Genomic DNA, 17,732 nt, shown 5'->3' with positions numbered 1-17,732 from the left:
TAGATGTCGTTATGAGCGTTCTAAACGACATTAACTGCGACCCAGTTGGGTTAAATCAGGGAACTTAGCCTTCGACGCCGAGGCGCTCCAGGATCAGCTCCTTGACGCGGCCGGCGTCGGCCTGGCCGCGGGTGGCCTTCATGACGGCACCAACAATGGCACCGATCGCCTGCAGCTTGCCGCCGCGGATCTTGTCCGCGACGCCGGGCTGCGCAGCGAGGGCAGCGTCGATGGCTTCGAGGAGGGGCCCGTCGTCGGAGACCACGGCCAGGCCGCGCTTCTCCACGATCTCCGCCGGGGTGCCTTCGCCGGCGAGCACGCCGTCGAGCACTTCGGCGGCCATCTTGTTGTTGATCTTGCCGGCCTCCACCATGTGGTTCAGTTCCACGATGGTTTCGGGCTTGACGCCCAGCTGGCCGGGGTCGACGTCGGCGTTCTTGGCGCGCCCCACGATCTCGCCCATCCACCATTTGCGGGCCACGGTGGCCGTGGCGCCGGCGGCGATGGTTTCCTCGATCTCATCCATGACGCCGGCGTTGACCACGTCGCGGAATTCCAGGTCCGAATAGCCCCAGTCGGCCTGCAGGCGCTTGCGGCGCTCGGCCGGTGGCTCGGGCAGGGTGGCGCGCAGTTCCTCCACCCATTCACGGGAAGCCACAATCGGAACCAGGTCCGGCTCCGGGAAGTAGCGGTAGTCGTCGGCGTCGGACTTGGCCCGGCCCGACGTCGTCGAGCGGGTGTCCTCGTGCCAGTGGCGCGTTTCCTGGATGACCGGCTCACCGGAGTCCAGGACGGCGGCGTGCCGCTGGATTTCGTAGCGGACGGCGTGTTCGACGGCGCGCAGCGAGTTGACGTTCTTGGTTTCCGAGCGGATGCCGAAGCGTTCGCGGCCGTGCGGGCGCAGCGACACGTTGGCGTCGCAGCGGACGTTGCCGCGCTCCATCTTCGCGTCCGAAACTCCGAGGTTCTTGACGATCTCGCGGACCGCGGCGACGTAGGCCTTGGCCAGTTCCGGGGCACGGCTGCCCGCGCCCTGGATCGGCTTGGTGACGATTTCCACCAGCGGAACGCCGGAGCGGTTGTAGTCCACCAGGGAGTAGTCCGCGCCCTGGATGCGGCCTGCGGATCCGCCCATGTGGGTCAGCTTGCCGGCGTCCTCTTCCATGTGGGCGCGTTCGATTTCGACGCGGAACACGGTGCCGTCGGAGAGTTCAATGTCCAGGTAGCCGTCGTACGCGATGGGCTCGTCGTACTGCGAGGTCTGGAAGTTCTTCGGGGTGTCCGGGTAGAAGTAGTTCTTCCGGGCGAAGCGGCAGGTCTCGGCGATCTTGCAGTTGAGCGCCAGGCCGATCTTGATGGAGGACTCGATCGCGGTCTTGTTCACCACAGGCAGCACACCCGGCATGCCGAGGTCCACCTCGTTGACGTTCGTGTTGGGCTCGTCGCCGAAGACGTTCGGGGCGGAGGAGAACATCTTGGTCTTGGTGTTGAGCTCCACGTGGACCTCGAACCCCAGGACGGGATCGTACTTCTCCATGGCCTCTTCGAAGCTCAGGGTTGCGTCAGTGCTCATTATTTTGCCTCCTGGGTTTCGATCGAAGCGGCCAACTCCGGGGCCTGGGCCAGCAGCGGGCCGCCCCACTGCGCCTCGAGCAGCGATTCAAGCACCGCACCCACGCGGTACAGGCGCGCGTCCTGGCGGGCAGGGGCCAGGAGCTGGATGCCGACGGGAAGCCCGTCCTCATCCGCCAGGCCGCCCGGCAGGGACAGTCCCGGGACGCCGGCCATGTTGGCCGGAATGGTGGCGACGTCGTTCAGGTACATGGCCAGAGGGTCGTTCAGCTTCTCACCGAGCTTGAAGGCCGTGGTGGGGGCCGTCGGGGAAATCAGCACGTCGGCCTGGGCGAACGCAGCCTCGAAGTCACGCTGGATCAGGGTGCGGACCTTCTGGGCCGAACCGTAGTAGGCGTCGTAGTACCCGGCGCTGAGCGCGTAGGTGCCCAGGATGATGCGGCGCTTCACTTCGTCGCCGAAGCCTGCGGCGCGGGTGGCGCCCATGACGCGTTCGATGGTGAGCGGCGCGTCCTTGGGCAGCACGCGCAGGCCGTACCGGACGCCGTCGAACTTTGCCAGGTTGGAGGAAGCCTCCGAAGGCATGATCAGGTAGTAGGCGCCCAGCGCGTACTTGAAGTTGGGGCAGGACACCTCAACGATTTCCGCGCCGGCCTGCTTGAGCAGTTCGAGCGATTCGTTGAAGCGGTTCTCCACACCGGCCTGGTAGCCCTCGCCGTGGAGTTCCTTGATGATGCCGATCTTCATGCCGTCCACGTTGCCCGTCCGTGCGGCGGCTACGAGGTCCTCCAGCGGGTCCGGCAGGGAGGTGGAGTCGTGCGGATCGTGGCCGCCGATGACCTGGTGCAGGAGGGCCGAGTCCAGCACGGTGCGGGAGACCGGGCCGATCTGGTCCAGCGAGGAGGCCATGGCGATGGCGCCGTAGCGGGACACGCTGCCGTAGGTGGGTTTGACGCCCACGGTGCCGGTGACGGCGCCGGGCTGGCGGATGGATCCGCCGGTGTCCGTGCCGAGGGCCAGGGGCGATTCGAAAGCGGCGACGGCGGCAGCGGAGCCGCCGCCCGAGCCGCCCGGGATCCGGTCCAGGTCCCACGGGTTGCGGGTGGGGCCGTAGGCGGAGTGTTCCGTGGAGGACCCCATGGCGAACTCGTCCAGGTTGGTCTTGCCCAGGATGGGCATCTTGGCGTCGCGGAGGCGCTTGACCACCGTGGCGTCGTACGGGCTGTGCCAGCCTTCGAGGATCTTGGAGCCCGCCGTGGTGGGCTGGCCGACGGTGACGATGAGGTCCTTGACGGCGATGGGCACGCCGGCGAGTTCATGGAGCTCTTCGGCTGCCGCGCCGCCGGCGGCGCGGATGGCGTCCACCTCTGCGGCGACGGCGAGCGCCTCCTCGGTGTTGACGTGCAGGAAGGCGTGGACGCCCCGCGGTCCGCCGTCAACCGCTGCGATGCGGTCCAGGTAGGCCTGGGTGACTTCTACGGAAGTGACCTCGCCGGCCGCGAGCTTTTCGGCGAGCGCGGCGGCGGAGAGGCGGATCAGAACGTTGTTCTCAGTCATGTATCAGTCCTCATCCAGGATGGCCGGAACCTTGAAGCGGCCTTCGTATGCGTCAGGGGCGCCGCTCAGGGACTGCTCGGCTGTGAAGGTGTGGCCCACAACGTCCTCGCGGAACACATTCGTCAGCGGAATCGGGTGGGACGTGGCCGGGACATCATCACCGGCGGCTTCACTTACGGACTTCACTGAATCGACGATAACGGCGAGTTCGCCGGCCATCCGGTCCAGCTCTTCAGCACTCATCTCGATGTGCGCGAGACGCGCGAGATGCGCGACGTCGTCGCGGTTGATCGCAGCCATGGATCTCCCCTGCAATGTAGTTTTGGTTTCCCCCATAGTCTACGTTGCAACAGTGTGCCCGCCTGACGACCCCCAGCGGGCGTCAGACGGGCAACACTGACCTGCGGCCCTGCCGCAAGAAGCCAGGCTGCAAGAAGCCAGGCTGCAAGCAGCCGGCAGCCGCAGGCAGCTTTACCCTAGCCGATGCCGATGGCTCCCGTCAGCATTCCAATACCGAGCATTACGAGGGAGACGACGGCGCTGCGCCACAGCACCTTTTTGTGGTGGTCCCCCAGGTCCACCTTGGCCAGGGAAACCAGGAGCAGGATTGCCGGGACCAGCGGGCTCTGCATGTGGAACGGCTGGCCGGTGATGGAGGCACGCGCCATCTCGGCGGCACTGATGCCGTAGTGCGCGGCCGTCTCGCTCAGCACGGGCAGTACGCCGAAGTAGAAGGCATCGTTGCTCATGAAGAACGTCATGGGGATGCTCAGTACACCGGTGATGACTGCCATGAGCGGTCCCATGTCAGAGGGGATGATCTGCACGAGCCACGCGGACATCGCCTCAACCATTCCGGTGCCGGTCAGGACACCGGTCAGGACGGCGGCGGCCATGACCATGCTGACCACGGCCACGATGGACTGTGCGTGGGCCACGAGCTGGGCACCCTGGTCCTTGACGTGCGGGAAGTTGACCAGCAGGGCGATGGCCGAGCCCACCATGAACACGTAAGGCAGGGGCACGAGGTCGGCGATGAGCATGCCCATAACGGCGACGGTGAGGCCCAGGTTGAACCACTGCAGCTTGGGGCGCAGGGTCTTGCGGTTCGGATCCAGGGCGGTGCCCGCCATCGCGGAATCGCGGTCGTCCGCAGTGCTGTCCAGCAGGGTTTCGGTGCGTTCGAGGACAGCCACGCCCGTGGATGGCGCCGAACCTCCGACGGCGGGGCCGCCCGTTGCGGGAACGGAGCCGGAACCCCTGCGTCCGCGGCCGGTTCCGGAAGCGCCGGCGGTGCTGCCGCCGTCGAACCCTTCAGCGGTGAACGGCTCTGCCGTAGACGGCGTTCCCCAGATTTCGGGCTGGGTGGCGCGGAGGCGGTTGCGTTCCTGCAGGCCCAGCACCCAGGCGAAGACCAGGACGACGGCGAGGCCGCCGATCAGCGACGGAATCATGGGGACGAAGACGTCATTGACGTCGATCTTGAGGGCGCTGGCGGCGCGGGCGGTGGGCCCGCCCCACGGGACGATGTTCATGGTGCCGTTGGCGAGGCCGGCGACGCAGGTGAGGACCACGGGGCTCATCTTCAGCCGGAGGTAGATGGGCAGCATCGCCGCGGTGGTGAGGATGAAGGTGGTGGAGCCGTCGCCGTCCAGGGACACTGCGGCGGCCAGGAGTGCGGTGCCCAGGACCACCTTGGCGGGGTCGTTGCCCAGCTTGCGAAGGATGAACCGCACCAGCGGGTCGAACAGCCCGACGTCGATCATCAGGCCGAAGTAGATGATGGCGAACATCAGCAGCGCGGCGGTGGACGTCATGGACTTCATGGAGTCCAGCACCATGTCCCCGATGCCCAGTCCGGCCCCGGCAAACAGCCCGAAGACGGTGGGGACGATGATCAGCGCCAGCACTGGCGTCAACTTCTTCGTCATGATCAGCACCATGAATACCGCGATCATGGCGAATCCAAGTAATACCAGCACGGCCGGCTCCTTTGTCAGTCAATGGCACCACTCCGGTGTGATGCGCACTACAGACGTTAGAGTGGCCCGCGTCACGGCCGTGCCTTTGGCTCAATTGATTGGCATACTGCTTATTGGGAGCATTTTGCTCATTTAGCTCAGCAGCTCCGCTCCGTCACAAAACCCCTCAGGAGGGCAATGAAGCGTCCGGCACCGAGGCAGCCCCTGCGGTTTTCCACCCAGACCCTGCTGCTTCAGCTCGGGGTGGTTCTGCTCGTTGTGCTGCTCAGCGGCGCCGTGCATGCGTGGCTCACCTACGAGCGGCTGGGCCGGGAAGCCGAAAACCAGGCGCTCACCCTGGCCCGCACGGTCGCCTCGGATCCCGCGGTCCGCCGCGAGGTCCAGGCCATCAGCCGCGAGGCGGGCACTCCCCCGGCGCCGGTGCTGCTGGCCGGCCCCCTGATGGCGGTGGCCGAGGGGGCCCGGACCCGCACCGGGGCGTTGTTTGTGGTGATTACGGATGAAACCGGCCTGCGGCTCGCCCACCCGGACGCCGAACGGCTCGGCGAAAAAGTCAGCACGGATCCCTCCGAAGCCCTCTCGGGCAAAGAAGTAACCACCCGGAACACCGGAACGCTGGGACCCTCGGCAGGGGCCAAGGTACCGGTCTTCGCGCCGGACTCGGACACCGTGGTGGGCGAGGTCAGCGTGGGGTATTCCACCGAGAACGTGGTCCAGAGCCTGGCCCGCGACATCACGCCCATTGCGCTGACGGCCGCCGGCTCGCTGCTGGCCGGAATCCTGGCCTCCTTCCTGCTGCGCCGCCGCCTGCAGCGGCTGACGCTCGGCCTGGAACCGGAGGAGATCAGCACGCTGGTCCACGACCAGGTGGCCGTCCTCCAGGGCGTTGACGACGGCGTGATCGGCGTCTCGGCCGATGGCAGGATCAGCGTCTTCAACGCCGCCGCACAGAGGCTCCTGGGACAGCCGGACCTTGCCGGCACGCCGTGGAAGCAGGCTCCGGTGCCGCAGCAGCTGAAGGCGCTGACGCTGCCGGACGCGGCCGAGGCCGACGCCGTCGAAGTCATCGCCGGTGCCCGCGTCCTGGTGGCCAGCGCCCGCAAGGCGCTGCACCGGCAGGAAGACCTGGGCTGGGTGGTGATGCTCCGCGACCGCACCGAGCTGCAGCACCTGACGCGCCAGCTGGATGCCGTGGGAACCATGTCCACGGCGCTGCGGGCGCAGCGCCACGAATTCGCCAACCAGCTGCACACCATTGCCGGGTTCATGAGCATCGGGCAGCACCAGCAGGCCCGCGACTACCTGGCGCGCCTGGCGGCCACCGGTCCTCTGAAGTTCCCGGTGGACCAGGCCGAACTGCTCCAGGACCCGTACCTGCAGGCCTTCGTCGGTGCCAAGGGCGTCGAGGCGGACGAACGCGGCGTGACGCTGCGCATCGGCCCGGAAACCCTGGTGCGCGGCCAGGTCACCGAGCCGCAGGACGTCACCACGGTGCTGGGGAACCTGATCGACAACGCTGTGAACGCCGCCGTCGCCGGCTCCGCGGCGGAGCGCTGGGTGGAAGTGGAACTGCTGGACGAACCGGGGCCCGACGGCGGCACGCTGCATATCGTCGTCGCGGACTCCGGCGACGGCCTGGCCGCTGTCCCGCCTGGCGGGGCGGGCTCGCCAAGCGGAACCGGGGCGGGCGCCGCCGTGGCGGACGCGGTGTTCGCCGAGGGATTCACGACGGCGGCACGGCCGGCCCGTGCCGGCGGCGGGCAGGGACTGGGGCTGGCCCTCGCCCGGCAGCTCGCGCGGCGGCGCGGCGGGGACGTTCGGGTCCTGGAAACCGGCTCCCCCGGCGGCCCGGGCGCCGTATTTATGGCGACGCTGCCGCGGACCACCGCCGACTCGTCCGGGCCGGGGACCGGGACAGGGCCAGTGGCAGGAACCGCGACCAAGAACACAGTTGGAGAGGACAACCATGCCTGAAGATCTCAGGGTGCTGATTGTGGATGACGATTTCCACGTCGCCAAGCTGCACGCTGCCTACGTGGATTCGGTGGCGGGTTTCATGGCCCTCCCGCCCGCGGGGTCGGCGTCGCTGGCGCTGCAGGCCATCCACAGCCTGCGCCCCGACCTGGTGCTGCTGGATGTGTACCTGCCGGACGCGTCCGGCCTTGACCTGCTCGGGCAGCTGGATGTGGACACCATGATCCTGAGTGCGGCGTCGGACGCGGCGTCACTTCGGGTGGCGTTCCGCCGCGGCGCCCTGGGCTACCTGCTGAAGCCGTTCACGGCCGAGTCCCTGTCGCAGCAGCTCCGCTCCTATGCCCGGTACCGGCGGATCCTGGCCCAGCCGGGTGCGCTGGACCAGGACACGGTGGAACGCGCCAAACGCTCGCTGATCCCGGGGGACGTCACCCCGTCCACCAAGCCGCGCTCCGCCACCGAGGCGGCAGTGCTCGAATCGCTGGAACCCGGTGAGCAGTACTCGGCGGCCGAAGTGGCCGGACGCGTCGGGGTGTCCCGGGCCACCGCCCAGCGGTACCTGTCCTCGCTGGCCGACGACGGCGCCGTCGACATCCAGCTGCGCTACGGAACCACCGGCCGCCCGGAACACCGCTACGGACTGCCCGCCAAATAATTCCCCGACGCGGCACGTTAACCGCCGAATGCCGCAAGGCGGAACAGGCATCCGGAAGCGTGCGTCTAAGCGAGGGACCAGCGAGCACGCGGAGGATGTCGGTTCCGCCTTGCGGGGAGCTGGCTAGCTGGCGCTCTTCTGGGCCACGAGTTCGATTTCGACGAGCATTTCGGGGTCGAGGAACGGCAGCACATGGACCAGGGACAGCGTGGGGCGGATCTCGCCGAACACTTCACCGTGCGCGCGGCCGGCGTCTTCCCACTTGCTGATGTCCGTCAGGTACAGCTTGGACTGCACGACGTTCTCGTAAGCAAACCCGGCTTCTGCCAGGACGGCGCCAAGCTTTTCAAGGATGAACTTTGTCTGGGTGTAGAAGTCCTCGCCCACGATGCCGTTGTCGCCGCTCGCCGCAGTGGCGGAAATGTACAGGGTGTTGTCCACCTGGACGGCCCGGGAATAGCCGAGGGTCTGCTCCCATGAGGAGCCGGAGCCGAATGTCTTGCGCATGGGTGTGCCTTTCGATGGTGCCTGGAGTCGGCACCACTTTAGGGCGCCTACACGTCGAGCCGGTAAACCAGCAGCTTTATGTCGGTGTCCGACACGAACCAGTCGCGTTCGGGAACGCGCTGGAAGCCTGTTTTCCGGTACAGCCCGTGGGCGCTTTCCCAGGTGCGGCCGGTGGTCAGCGCCACGGCCTTGACCCCGTCCAGTGACTTCGCATGCGCAATGATCGCCTCGACCATGGCCTTGCCGGCGCCGCTGCGCTGCACCGACGGATCCACCACCAGCATGCGGAATTCGAGTTCGTCCGGCAGGGCGATGTCCGCAAACGGTTCACCGGCGACGGCGAGAGTCACCGAACCGACGATGCGCCCCGCCCGCTCGGCTACCCAGATGGTGGCCTGCCGTGCCCGTGTGGCGACATCCTGGATCTGCTGCATGTACGGGTGGTCGGCACTCGCGAAGTAGCCCGCGGCGAGGTAGGCGTCCCGTGTAATGCGGGCCACGGCGTCGAAATCTGCCGGGACGGCCGGGCGAATGAGGATCTGCGAATGCACTTATCCATGGTAGTCGCCGGCAACACCCGGGCCGCCCGAAAAGGCCCTTTCCGTGACTGAACTATCAGTATGCGCGGAACGGGGCCCCTCACGGCGGGTGGCTCAGAGCGGGAACTTGCCCGACAGCTCAAGGGTCCCGGCGCACGTCCACGCCGCGAGGCGTTCATCGTCCGACGGTCCGCCGTCCAGGGGACTCGTGAGGCGCGGCCGGCGGACCCAGCATCCGGCCTCCTCGGCGATGAGCGCACCGGCCGAAAAGTCGTGCTCGTTGAGCCCGCGTTCGCCGAAGGCATCGTGGGTTCCGTCGGCCACAAGGCACAGGTCCAGCGCAGCCGAGCCCAGCCGGCGGATGTCGGCGAAACCCTCCATGAACCCGCCGAGGGCCTCGGCCTGTTCGGCACGGATGCCGGGATCGTAGCTGAAACCGGTCGCCAGGATTTGACCCGCACGGCCCGGAACGGGACCCGTGAGCTGGGTCCGCTGCCCTCGCTCCTCCAGCCACGCCCCTCCGCCGCGCGAGGCGTAGTAGACGCGGCCCAGTGCCGGGGCATTCACGACGCCGGCCAGCCAGGTGCCGTCGGGATCGGCCACCGCCACTGAGGTGCCGTAGTAGACGATGTTTCGGATGAAGTTGGTGGTGCCGTCCAGCGGGTCGATGGACCAGCGGTATCCGCTGGGATTGGCCCGGCTGAGGGTGCCGTGTTCCTCGCCGGTGACTGTGTCCAGCGGCCTGACGCGGTTGATCACCTCGCGCACGGCGTTCTCGGCGGCGACGTCGAAGGCCGTGACCCAGTCCCCGGAGGCTCCCTTGTTGCTGACGTCCAGGGCTTCGGCGTTGCGGGTGGCGAGCACGGCGGCCCCGGCGGCGGCAGCCGCCTTTGCCACCGCCAGCAGGTCGGCGGGGGTGATGCTCATTCCGACGGCGCTTCCTGGTGGTCTTCCGCTGCGCCGGTGTTGTGGGCCTCATCCGACGCGTCGTCGGCACCTTCCGGGCCAGCGGGGCCGTTCGCCAGGAGCGCGCGGAAGCCGTCCTCGTCCAGCACCGGCACACCGAGCTGCTCGGCCTTGTCCAGTTTTGTGCCGGCGTTCTCGCCCGCCACGACGTAGCTGGTGTTCTTGGAGACGGATCCGGCGGCCTTGCCGCCACGGATGAGGATGGCTTCCTTGGCCTCGTCCCGGCTGAAGCCTTCAAGGCTTCCGGTCACAACGATCGTGAGGCCTTCCAACGTACGCGGAGTGGATTCGTCCTGCTCATCCGCCATCCGCACACCGTCTTCGGCCCAGCTGTCCACAATTTCACGGTGCCAGTCCTCGGCGAACCACTCCTTCAGGGCAGCGGCGATCACCGGACCCACACCGTCGACGTGGGCGAGGTCCTCCTCCGAGGCCTGCCGGATGGCGTCCATCGAGCCGAAGGCCGTGGCGAGCGCCCGTGACGCCCGGGGCCCGACGTGCCGGATGGACAGCGCAACAAGGACGCGCCACAGCGGCTGGGTCTTGGCCTTCTCCAGTTCGCTGAAGAGTTTTTCCGTAGTGGCTGTGGGCTTGGACGGCGACTTGGCCGTGCCCTTGCTGTAGAAGTACGGCACGAGTTCGAATTCCCCGGTGGCCACGCCCTTGGACCGCTTCTCGCGGCGGATCCGGACGTCGGCCAGGTCTTCTCGGGTGAGCCGGAAGAGCGTGGCTTCGCTCGTCAGCGGCGGCGTTTCGGGTTCGGCCGGCTGGGTCAGGGCTATCGCGGCTTCCCAGCCCAGGGCCTCGATGTCGAAGGCACCGCGGCTGGCAACGTGGAAGACGCGTTCGCGCAGCTGGGCAGGGCAGGACCGCGAGTTGGGGCAGCGGATGTCCACGTCGCCCTCTTTCCCGGGGGCGAGCGGAGTCCCGCAGGACGGGCACTCGGTGGGCATGACAAAATCCCGCACCGGCGGGTCCTGCTGGTCCCTGAGCGCAAGCACCGGGCCCACGATCTCCGGGATGACGTCCCCGGCCTTCCGGAGGACCACGATGTCGCCGATTTTCACGCCCTTGGCTTTGACGACGTCCTGGTTGTGCAGGGTTGCCATTCCCACGGTGGATCCGGCCACCTTGACCGGTTCCATGATGCCGAAAGGGGTGACCCGGCCGGTGCGGCCCACGTTGACTGCGATGTCCAGGAGCTTGGTGTGCACTTCCTCCGGCGGGTACTTGTAGGCCACAGCCCAGCGCGGCACCCTTGAGGTGTACCCGAGCGCGCGCTGCGTGGCGAAGTCGTCCACCTTGACCACGATGCCGTCGATCTCATGCGTGAGGCTGTGCCGCTTGTCGCCGTAGCGTTTGATGAAGTCGAGCACTTCCTTGAGGCTGCCGAGAACCTCGAAGTACGGGCTGGTGGGGAGGCCCCACTCGGCGAGCTGGCGGTAGGTGTCCGACTGGCTGACGGTATCCAGCCCCTCCCGGGCGCCGATGCCGTGCACGTACATGCGCAGCGGGCGCTTGGCGGTTTCTGCCGGGTCCTTCTGCCGGAGCGAGCCGGCGGCGGCGTTGCGCGGGTTGGCCAGCGGCGCCTTGCCCGCCTCGATCAGCGCTTCGTTGAATTCGGCAAAGGCCTTGGAGGGGATGAACACCTCGCCACGAACCTCCATCTCAGCCGGGTAGTTCCCGCCGGTCAGCTGCTGCGGGATCTCCTTGATGGTCAGCACATTGTGGGTGATGTCCTCGCCGGTGTAGCCGTCTCCCCGCGTGGCTGCGCGGACCAGCTTGCCGTCGCGGTAGAGCAGGTTCACTGCCAGTCCGTCGATCTTGAGTTCGGTGAGCCAGGCGGGTCCGGCCGTGCCGTTTCCGAGTTTGGCGACGGATGCTTCCGCCTTGGCGATCCAGGCTTCGAGTTCCTCGAGGGAAAAGACGTCCTCGAGGCTGTACATCCGCTGCAGGTGTTCGACGGCGGTAAAGGCGGCGGACACTTCGCCGCCCACCTCCTGGGTGGGCGAATCGTTGGCCACCAGCTCCGGGTGCATGGCTTCCAGGGTTTCGAGGCGCCGGAAGAGTTCGTCGAAGTCAGCGTCCGAAATGATGGGCGCGTCCTCCTGGTAGTACGCGAAGCGGTGCTTGCGGACCTCTTCGACCAGGTTTTCGTATTCCTCGCGCACTGCGCCGGAGGGGACTTTTTCCTGCCCTGTACCTGCCGCGGTGGTGTCCTGCGTTTCCGTGTCTGCTGCCGTGTTCCCTGTGCTCACAGACCTATCCTGCCTTAGATCGCCGACAATGTCTGGCTCCCGGCGCGCAGAAGCCCCGGACGCAATGGTGCGTCCGGGGCCTCTCTTCGGGCGTTACAAGGGCCGGGCGTTCCTAGCGCGAAGCCTCTTCCTGCTGGGCGGCGTTCTTGGTTGCCTGCTTGCCGGCTTCCTCCAGCGCCTGCGCCACCTTGGCCAGCGCCGTCACGTGCGAACCGGACCATTCGCTGCGGAACTTCTCCGCGTCCGGGCCCTTCCAGTCCGTGCCGTTGAGAGCCTTCGTCAGCAGGGACTTCTGCTTCTCAAGCTCCGACGAACCAGCCTGAAGCTTGGTTCCGAGCGCCTTGAGCTGAACAATGTCTGCACCCCAAATAGCCATTAGTTTTCTCCTTCAGTCAACGGATCCGATCCGATCGGCATCCCCAGCGGCCCCCGGCTCATCCGGAAGATCCATTACCTAGAAACTATCCCGCGGCCGACGCTCCGTCGATGGGCACCGCTCCCCATGCACCGCTCCCCATACGGCACTTGCCGTGCCGCTCACCTCGCCGCTCCGGCCCGGCTCAGGTCCGGATCGGCCTGGCTGCGGTTTTCCGGCGGCAGCGCAATCTGCAGCTTGCGGACCTTGCCGCGGCCCACAATGTAGCCGCGGCCCGGGATGAAGTCGGAACTGATCTTGCCCAGCGATGTGCTGAGCAGGCTGTCGCCCTCGATGTCGCCCGGGTTGATCAGCAGTCCGCGCCGGCCGGATTTGAACGGCTGCGACAGTGACCACGCCGAGGACCAGGTGGAGGTCTCGGACTCGCCCACCACCCACTGGTCGGCCTTGATGGACGTAGTGACCAGCTGCTCGATGCCGGACTCGGCGCCCGTGTCAGTGAACTCGGTCAGGCCTTCGATGAAGATGGCAAGCCGGCCCGGGTTCTCCGAGGAGTGGTCCACCAGCGCGTCGATAGCCTCTTCGACGTCGTCAGCGCCCACAAGCGTCCGGTTCCAGACCTTCAGCGATGCGACGGCGGACCTGCGGGAGCCGATGTAGATCAGCTCGGTACCGGGGTTGGACCGGCGCAGCGCATAGGCCATGGTGACCAGTGCCACCGTGCGGCCGGCACCCGGCGGACCCGCCACGAGCAGCGGTCCCTTCGCCATGATTTCGGCCGGCTGGAGGGTCTCGTCGTCCACACCGATGACCGGCAGGTCCGGGCTTCCGGCGGGAAGGATGTCCAGGTCCACCTGCTCGGGCAGGCGTTCGATCTGGGGCGCCTTCTCCACCCCCTGGCGCAGCATGGCGTCGCTGAGCTTGTGGACTTCGCGGGCCTGGAGGGCCAGGTTCGAGTCGCCGCCGAGCACGGCAAGCTGGACCTCGTGCGTTCCCAGCAGGCCGCGGCCCGGGGGCGAAGCCTGGTTCAGGACGTCCTTGGGCACGTCCAGCGAAATGTAGTCGTCTTCGGAGGAGAGCCGCAGGACCAGGCGCCGCTGGATGGAAGCCAGCAACGACGCCGGGACGGAGTTGGGGCGGTCACCGGTGACAACCAGGTGGATGCCCAGCGGCCGTCCATCCGTTGCCAGCTGCAGGAAAATGTCCCACAGGGCGGACAGGCGGCTGTATTCGTAGGCCTCGCGGAAGCTGGACATGCCGTCCACCAGGATGAAGATCCGTTTCTCGTCCGGATCGTTGGCCAGCTTGCGGTATTCCACGATGGTGGAGGCCCGGACGTCGGCGTAGCGGGCGGCGCGGTCGTCTGCCACATCGCGCAGCCACCGCAGCAGCCTGCTCACGCGTTCGACGTCGTCTCCGTTGATGATCTCGCCCACATGCGGGAGTCCGTCGAGCATCTTCAGCCCCGAGGAACCGCAGTCGATGCCGTAGACGTGGACCGGGCCTCCGCGCGGGGTGACCGCAGCAGCGATGGCGATGCCCCGCAGGGCGGCTGACTTGCCCGAGCCGCCCGTTCCGTAGATCGCCATGTTGCCGTCTTTGTCCGGCTCGTAGAAGACGGTGGGCTGGTCCTGGCGGGCGGGGTCGTCCGCCACGCCCAGGAGGAGGCGCTCGTCCGTCCTCGGATTGGGGAGCTTGGAGAAATCGTAGGTCTTGGCCAGCTCGTTGAGCCACGGTTTCCGCGGCGGAGCGATGGAAAGCACCTCCGCTGCCTTGATGATGTTCGCCGTCATGCGGGCGATGTCGTTAGGCCCGGCAGGCTCCTCCCGCACCGGCTTCTCAGGCGCCGGTGCGGCCCAGCTGGGTCCCGAGCCGAAGGCCATCTCCACAATGTCGATCTGCGGGGTCTGCGGCTTGTCCGTGGTCCAGCCGCCCGCGTAGCCGGTCTGGAAGCCCTGGATCCGGCCGGGCCCGGTCTTGGCGGCGCCGCGGCCCGGGATCGACGGGTCGAAGTAGGCCGCGGTGGGTACGCCGAGGATGTCCGTGGCGTCGTCCTCGTCGGCCATGCGCAGGGCAACCCGGAGGTTGGTGTTGGCGCGCAGGCTTTCCTTGATCACGCCGGCGGGCCGCTGGGTGGCAAGGATCAGGTGCAGGCCAAGCGACCGGCCGCGGGCGGCAACATCCACCACGCCGTCCACGAACTCCGGGACTTCGGTGGCCAGGGCGGCAAATTCGTCCACGATGATGATGAGGTAGGGCGGAGCTTCGGGGTCCGCCTCCCGCTGGAGGCCCAGCAGGTCCTTGGCCTTCTTCCGGTTGAGCAGGTGCTCCCGGTAGTGCAGCTCCGCCCGCAGGGACGTCAGCGCACGGCGCACCAGGTGCTGGGAGAGGTCCGTCACCAGGCCCACGGTGTGGGGCAGGTGCAGGCAGTCGGCGAAGGCGGCACCGCCCTTGTAGTCGACGAACAGGAAGCTCACGCGGTCCGGGCTGTAGGCGGCGGCCATGCCCATCACCCAGGACTGCAGGAATTCGGACTTTCCGGCGCCGGTGGTGCCTCCCACCAGCGCGTGCGGCCCCTCGTTCTTCAGGTCCAGGTACAGCGGTTCGATGCCTTTGGATCCCACCAGGGCACGGAGCGTGCCGTTGTCCTTGCGGTTTGCGACAGCGGTGGCGTGGACGGAGTTGTTCTCTTTCCAGCGGTCCGCCACCGCCTGGGGGTTGTCCATGAAGTCCTTGCCGATCAGGCTCACGTAGGACACCGCGCGGGGAAGGTCGGAGTCGTCGTCCACGGGTTTGCCCACGTCGATCACGGGAGACAGCATCCGGGCCAGCTGGGCGGCCAGTTCGGCGTCGAGGCTTTCGCAGCTCACCGGGTACGTGTGCCGGCCAAGCCGGACCTGGCCGGTGGTGGTTCCGTGGTCGCCGTCCACCACCATGAAGTCGCGGCACGCGGCCGGGAGGGACTGGACGCTGGTGGCCACCCACATGACGTGGACACCCGAATCCGGGCCGCGTTCCACCAGCCGGGTCAGGCGTCCGCGGTCAACGGGAGCGTCGTCTTCGACGATGACCAGGACGGAGGGCAGCACGGGTCCGGGGATGTCGCCGTCCTCTCCCTTGATGCCGGGCCGCGGCACGGGACGCGGTGTCCGGGCGCCTGCTTCGCGCTGGTCGATGAGGTCCTCGAGCCGGGCCAGCAGCGAGGAGCCGCCGGCCGGTCCGGCCGCGAGGTGGTCGCCGCTGAGCGGGCTGTGGCCGGAGCCGACGTGCGGCAGCCACTGAAGCCAGTTCCAGCGTTCCCTCGATTTGGCCGACGTGATGGCTGTGACCACCACTTCGGCGGGGGAATGAAGCCCCACAGTCTGCAGGACCATGCCACGGGCAACGTCGTCCACGAGGCCGCGTGAACCTGCGAGCCCGAAGGCGCCGGCGGAGCGGAGCTGGGAGACGACGGGAACGCCTTCAATGTCCCGGAACTGTTTGAGGCAGGCCTGGATTTCCTGCATGTACTCGGCTTCGGTTTCGTTGTTGCCGGGCTCTTCGAACGGGATGCGGGACGGCGCGGTCCCCAGCCCGAAGCGCAGGCCCAGGAACCCGTTGTGCTCCGGCCGGTGCGTCCAGAGCAGCGGTCCGAGCTTGTAGATGGAATCCACGGTGTCGCTGACGGAGGGTGCTTCCTGGAGGCGCACGGACCGTTCGATGTGCTGGAGCTCGGTGATGTCCTTGCGGAAAGCCGCCATGGCTTCGCGGAACTGCTTGAGCTGTTCCTTGCGTTCCCGCTTGCTTTGCATCTTTTGGTCCACGTAGTGGCCGATGATGAACAGCGGCATCATCATCATGAAGAGCACGGACAAAATGTTGCTCGTGACGGCGAACAGGATGGCGCCCATCATAAGCGGCGCGATCAGCATGATGTAGGGGAACGGGTGGTGCTCCTGGCGCTTGGGCCCGGCCGGCAGCACCCGCTTGGGCGGGGCGAAGCGCGGCACCACGCGGGGCGAGCGGTTGAAGTCCACCAAGGGCGACGTCGGCGCGCCGCCGTGGTGGCCAAGGCCCACCACGGAGACGGTCGTGTCGCCCAGGGTCACCGTGTCTGAGGAGTTCAGTGTTGCCCGGGTGACCGGCAGCCCGTCCATGATCAGGCCGTTGGCGGAATTCGTGTCCACGATTTCCACGGTCTCCCCCACCGTGACGCGGGCATGCCGCTTGGAGGTCATGGGGTCCGAGAGCCGGATATCGACGTCCCGGTCCCGGCCGATGTAACTGGTGCCGGTGGGCAGCGAAAATTCCTGCCCGACGTCGGGCCCGGACAACACCCGGAGCGTCGCAGCGGCGGGTCCGCGGTTGGCGCCCGGTGCCGCAAACTGCTCGCTGACCTGGGTCAGCGAAACTATGGACCCGGGCCGGAGCCCCGATTCCAGCAGGTTGTCCGTGCGGTTGAGGATGTTGCCGCGCATCCCGCCGGCCACGAAGGCTTCATCGATGCAGAGCGACAGGTTCTCCGGCGGCCGGGTGCCCCGGCGTTCCGGATCGGCGGCCCACAGCTGGGTGGCGATGTCCGCCACAGTTGCCAGGCCGTCCACGGTTACGGCGAGGTCTTTGGCGTCGGCCGGGTCCCGGCGCAGTGTCAGGCGGATTTTCACCCTTCGTCGACCCCCCTCATTTTTTCGATCAGGTACAGGTCGTCAGCGGTCACAAGGTGCGACGTCACGGCGTGTTCGACCAGCCGCGCGCGCCGGTTGGTGGCCAGCTTGCCGCCGCCGCCGCGGAGGCCGGCGACGCCGACGCGGTCCAGTTTGTCGCACACGTTATCCAGCTTTCTGTTGAACCGGGTCAGTGCCCAGCCCAGGGTCTTGGCGGCAGACGCCGATGACGGGATGGCACTGAACCCTGTGCCGTCCCGCCGCAGCATGGGCTCGGCCAGGGCAACGATCAGCGCCTTTTGGGAGTCGGTGAAGACGACCGGTCCGATGGTTGTATCCCCGCCGCTCTCGTCTTCGGGGGCCTCCTGCCGGAACGAGGGCGTCTTGAGGTGGACGGCAAACTCGTAGGTGGTGGGGCCTGCGGTGAAAATTACGTTGGTCTGGCTGAAGACGAGGGGGATGCGGGCGCCGGGCGAGAGCCAGGCCTGCATCCCGCCGGTTCCGTCCGCCACCGTCGCCGAGAGCATGCTGCCCACATTGCTGAGCCACCAGATGCCGTCGTAGCGGGCGATCTGGAGGAACCGCCGGTGCAGGTACGGGTTATCGTCGACTTCCAGGTCGCCCTCGCGTCCGATGCTGAAGACGTCCTCGTCCGACGGCTCGTACCATTCGCCACAGAAATCTACTGCTAGATCCCCCATAT

The 17,732-nt window shown here is 67.4% G+C and carries 13 protein-coding genes; 2 read left to right on the top strand and 11 right to left on the bottom strand.

Going from position 1 to position 17,732, the window contains the following annotated elements:
• Positions 1–64 precede the first annotated feature (64 nt).
• The 4 genes from gatB to PV761_RS01105 form a co-directional block, all read right to left on the bottom strand.
• On the bottom strand, positions 65–1,573 hold the full coding sequence (gene gatB, locus PV761_RS01120; RefSeq protein WP_347893681.1) for an Asp-tRNA(Asn)/Glu-tRNA(Gln) amidotransferase subunit GatB: 1,509 nt from the start codon (positions 1,571–1,573) through the stop codon (positions 65–67).
• Complete coding sequence (gene gatA / locus PV761_RS01115) at positions 1,573–3,129, bottom strand: Asp-tRNA(Asn)/Glu-tRNA(Gln) amidotransferase subunit GatA (RefSeq protein WP_347893679.1); 1,557 nt, start codon at positions 3,127–3,129, stop codon at positions 1,573–1,575. The genes gatB and gatA overlap by 1 nt, the downstream gene beginning before the upstream one ends.
• A gap of 3 nt (positions 3,130–3,132) precedes the next feature.
• The gene (gene gatC / locus PV761_RS01110) at positions 3,133–3,429 is read right to left on the bottom strand and encodes an Asp-tRNA(Asn)/Glu-tRNA(Gln) amidotransferase subunit GatC (protein ID WP_028272567.1); all 297 of its coding nucleotides are present in this window, start codon (positions 3,427–3,429) and stop codon (positions 3,133–3,135) included.
• 176 nt (positions 3,430–3,605) lie between these two features.
• Complete coding sequence (locus tag PV761_RS01105; RefSeq protein ID WP_347893676.1) at positions 3,606–5,111, bottom strand: CitMHS family transporter; 1,506 nt, start codon at positions 5,109–5,111, stop codon at positions 3,606–3,608.
• A gap of 177 nt (positions 5,112–5,288) precedes the next feature.
• Here PV761_RS01105 and PV761_RS01100 point away from each other — a divergent pair, with 177 nt between their 5' ends.
• Positions 5,289–7,085, top strand: a complete 1,797-nt coding sequence (locus PV761_RS01100; protein ID WP_347893674.1) for an ATP-binding protein — start codon at positions 5,289–5,291, stop codon at positions 7,083–7,085.
• Positions 7,078–7,740: a response regulator gene (locus PV761_RS01095; RefSeq protein WP_347893672.1), complete on the top strand. Its 663-nt coding sequence runs from the start codon at positions 7,078–7,080 to the stop codon at positions 7,738–7,740. The genes PV761_RS01100 and PV761_RS01095 overlap by 8 nt, the downstream gene beginning before the upstream one ends.
• A gap of 123 nt (positions 7,741–7,863) precedes the next feature.
• Here PV761_RS01095 and PV761_RS01090 read toward each other — a convergent pair whose 3' ends face one another.
• The 7 genes from PV761_RS01090 to PV761_RS01060 form a co-directional block, all read right to left on the bottom strand.
• Positions 7,864–8,247, bottom strand: coding sequence for a RidA family protein (locus PV761_RS01090; protein WP_347893670.1), 384 nt, complete (start codon positions 8,245–8,247; stop codon positions 7,864–7,866).
• Between the two features lie 47 nt (positions 8,248–8,294).
• On the bottom strand, positions 8,295–8,798 hold the full coding sequence (locus tag PV761_RS01085; protein ID WP_347893668.1) for a GNAT family N-acetyltransferase: 504 nt from the start codon (positions 8,796–8,798) through the stop codon (positions 8,295–8,297).
• 102 nt (positions 8,799–8,900) lie between these two features.
• Positions 8,901–9,713, bottom strand: a complete 813-nt coding sequence (locus PV761_RS01080; protein WP_347893666.1) for an inositol monophosphatase family protein — start codon at positions 9,711–9,713, stop codon at positions 8,901–8,903.
• On the bottom strand, positions 9,710–12,010 hold the full coding sequence (gene ligA / locus PV761_RS01075; RefSeq protein WP_347893664.1) for an NAD-dependent DNA ligase LigA: 2,301 nt from the start codon (positions 12,008–12,010) through the stop codon (positions 9,710–9,712). Before ligA ends, PV761_RS01080 begins: the two co-directional genes overlap by 4 nt.
• Positions 12,011–12,122: 112 nt before the next feature.
• Entirely contained in the window at positions 12,123–12,386 is a 264-nt protein-coding gene (locus tag PV761_RS01070; protein ID WP_028271394.1) for a hypothetical protein, read from the bottom strand.
• Between the two features lie 161 nt (positions 12,387–12,547).
• Positions 12,548–17,029 (bottom strand): FtsK/SpoIIIE domain-containing protein, encoded by a 4,482-nt coding sequence (locus PV761_RS01065; protein WP_347893662.1) that lies wholly within the window; start codon positions 17,027–17,029, stop codon positions 12,548–12,550.
• Positions 17,026–17,730, bottom strand: a complete 705-nt coding sequence (locus PV761_RS01060) for a hypothetical protein (protein ID WP_347893660.1) — start codon at positions 17,728–17,730, stop codon at positions 17,026–17,028. Before PV761_RS01060 ends, PV761_RS01065 begins: the two co-directional genes overlap by 4 nt.
• Positions 17,731–17,732 lie beyond the last annotated feature (2 nt).

Source organism: Arthrobacter sp. CC3 (genome assembly GCF_039907775.1).
GTDB lineage: Bacteria > Actinomycetota > Actinomycetes > Actinomycetales > Micrococcaceae > Arthrobacter.
The sequence above is the reverse complement of the archived record's forward strand: the minus strand, read 5'-3'. Positions and strand labels throughout refer to the sequence as shown.

What these genes read in the sequence shown, in the direction of transcription:
- gatB (WP_347893681.1), bottom strand. Translation starts at nt 1,573, where the DNA reads ATGAGCACTGACGCAACCCTGAGCTTCGAAGAGGCCATGGAGAAGTAC.
- gatA (WP_347893679.1), bottom strand. Translation starts at nt 3,129, where the DNA reads ATGACTGAGAACAACGTTCTGATCCGCCTCTCCGCCGCCGCGCTCGCC.
- gatC (WP_028272567.1), bottom strand. Translation starts at nt 3,429, where the DNA reads ATGGCTGCGATCAACCGCGACGACGTCGCGCATCTCGCGCGTCTCGCG.
- PV761_RS01100 (WP_347893674.1), top strand. Translation starts at nt 5,289, where the DNA reads ATGAAGCGTCCGGCACCGAGGCAGCCCCTGCGGTTTTCCACCCAGACC.
- PV761_RS01095 (WP_347893672.1), top strand. Translation starts at nt 7,078, where the DNA reads ATGCCTGAAGATCTCAGGGTGCTGATTGTGGATGACGATTTCCACGTC.
- PV761_RS01090 (WP_347893670.1), bottom strand. Translation starts at nt 8,247, where the DNA reads ATGCGCAAGACATTCGGCTCCGGCTCCTCATGGGAGCAGACCCTCGGC.
- PV761_RS01080 (WP_347893666.1), bottom strand. Translation starts at nt 9,713, where the DNA reads ATGAGCATCACCCCCGCCGACCTGCTGGCGGTGGCAAAGGCGGCTGCC.
- PV761_RS01070 (WP_028271394.1), bottom strand. Translation starts at nt 12,386, where the DNA reads ATGGCTATTTGGGGTGCAGACATTGTTCAGCTCAAGGCGCTCGGAACC.
- PV761_RS01060 (WP_347893660.1), bottom strand. Translation starts at nt 17,730, where the DNA reads ATGGGGGATCTAGCAGTAGATTTCTGTGGCGAATGGTACGAGCCGTCG.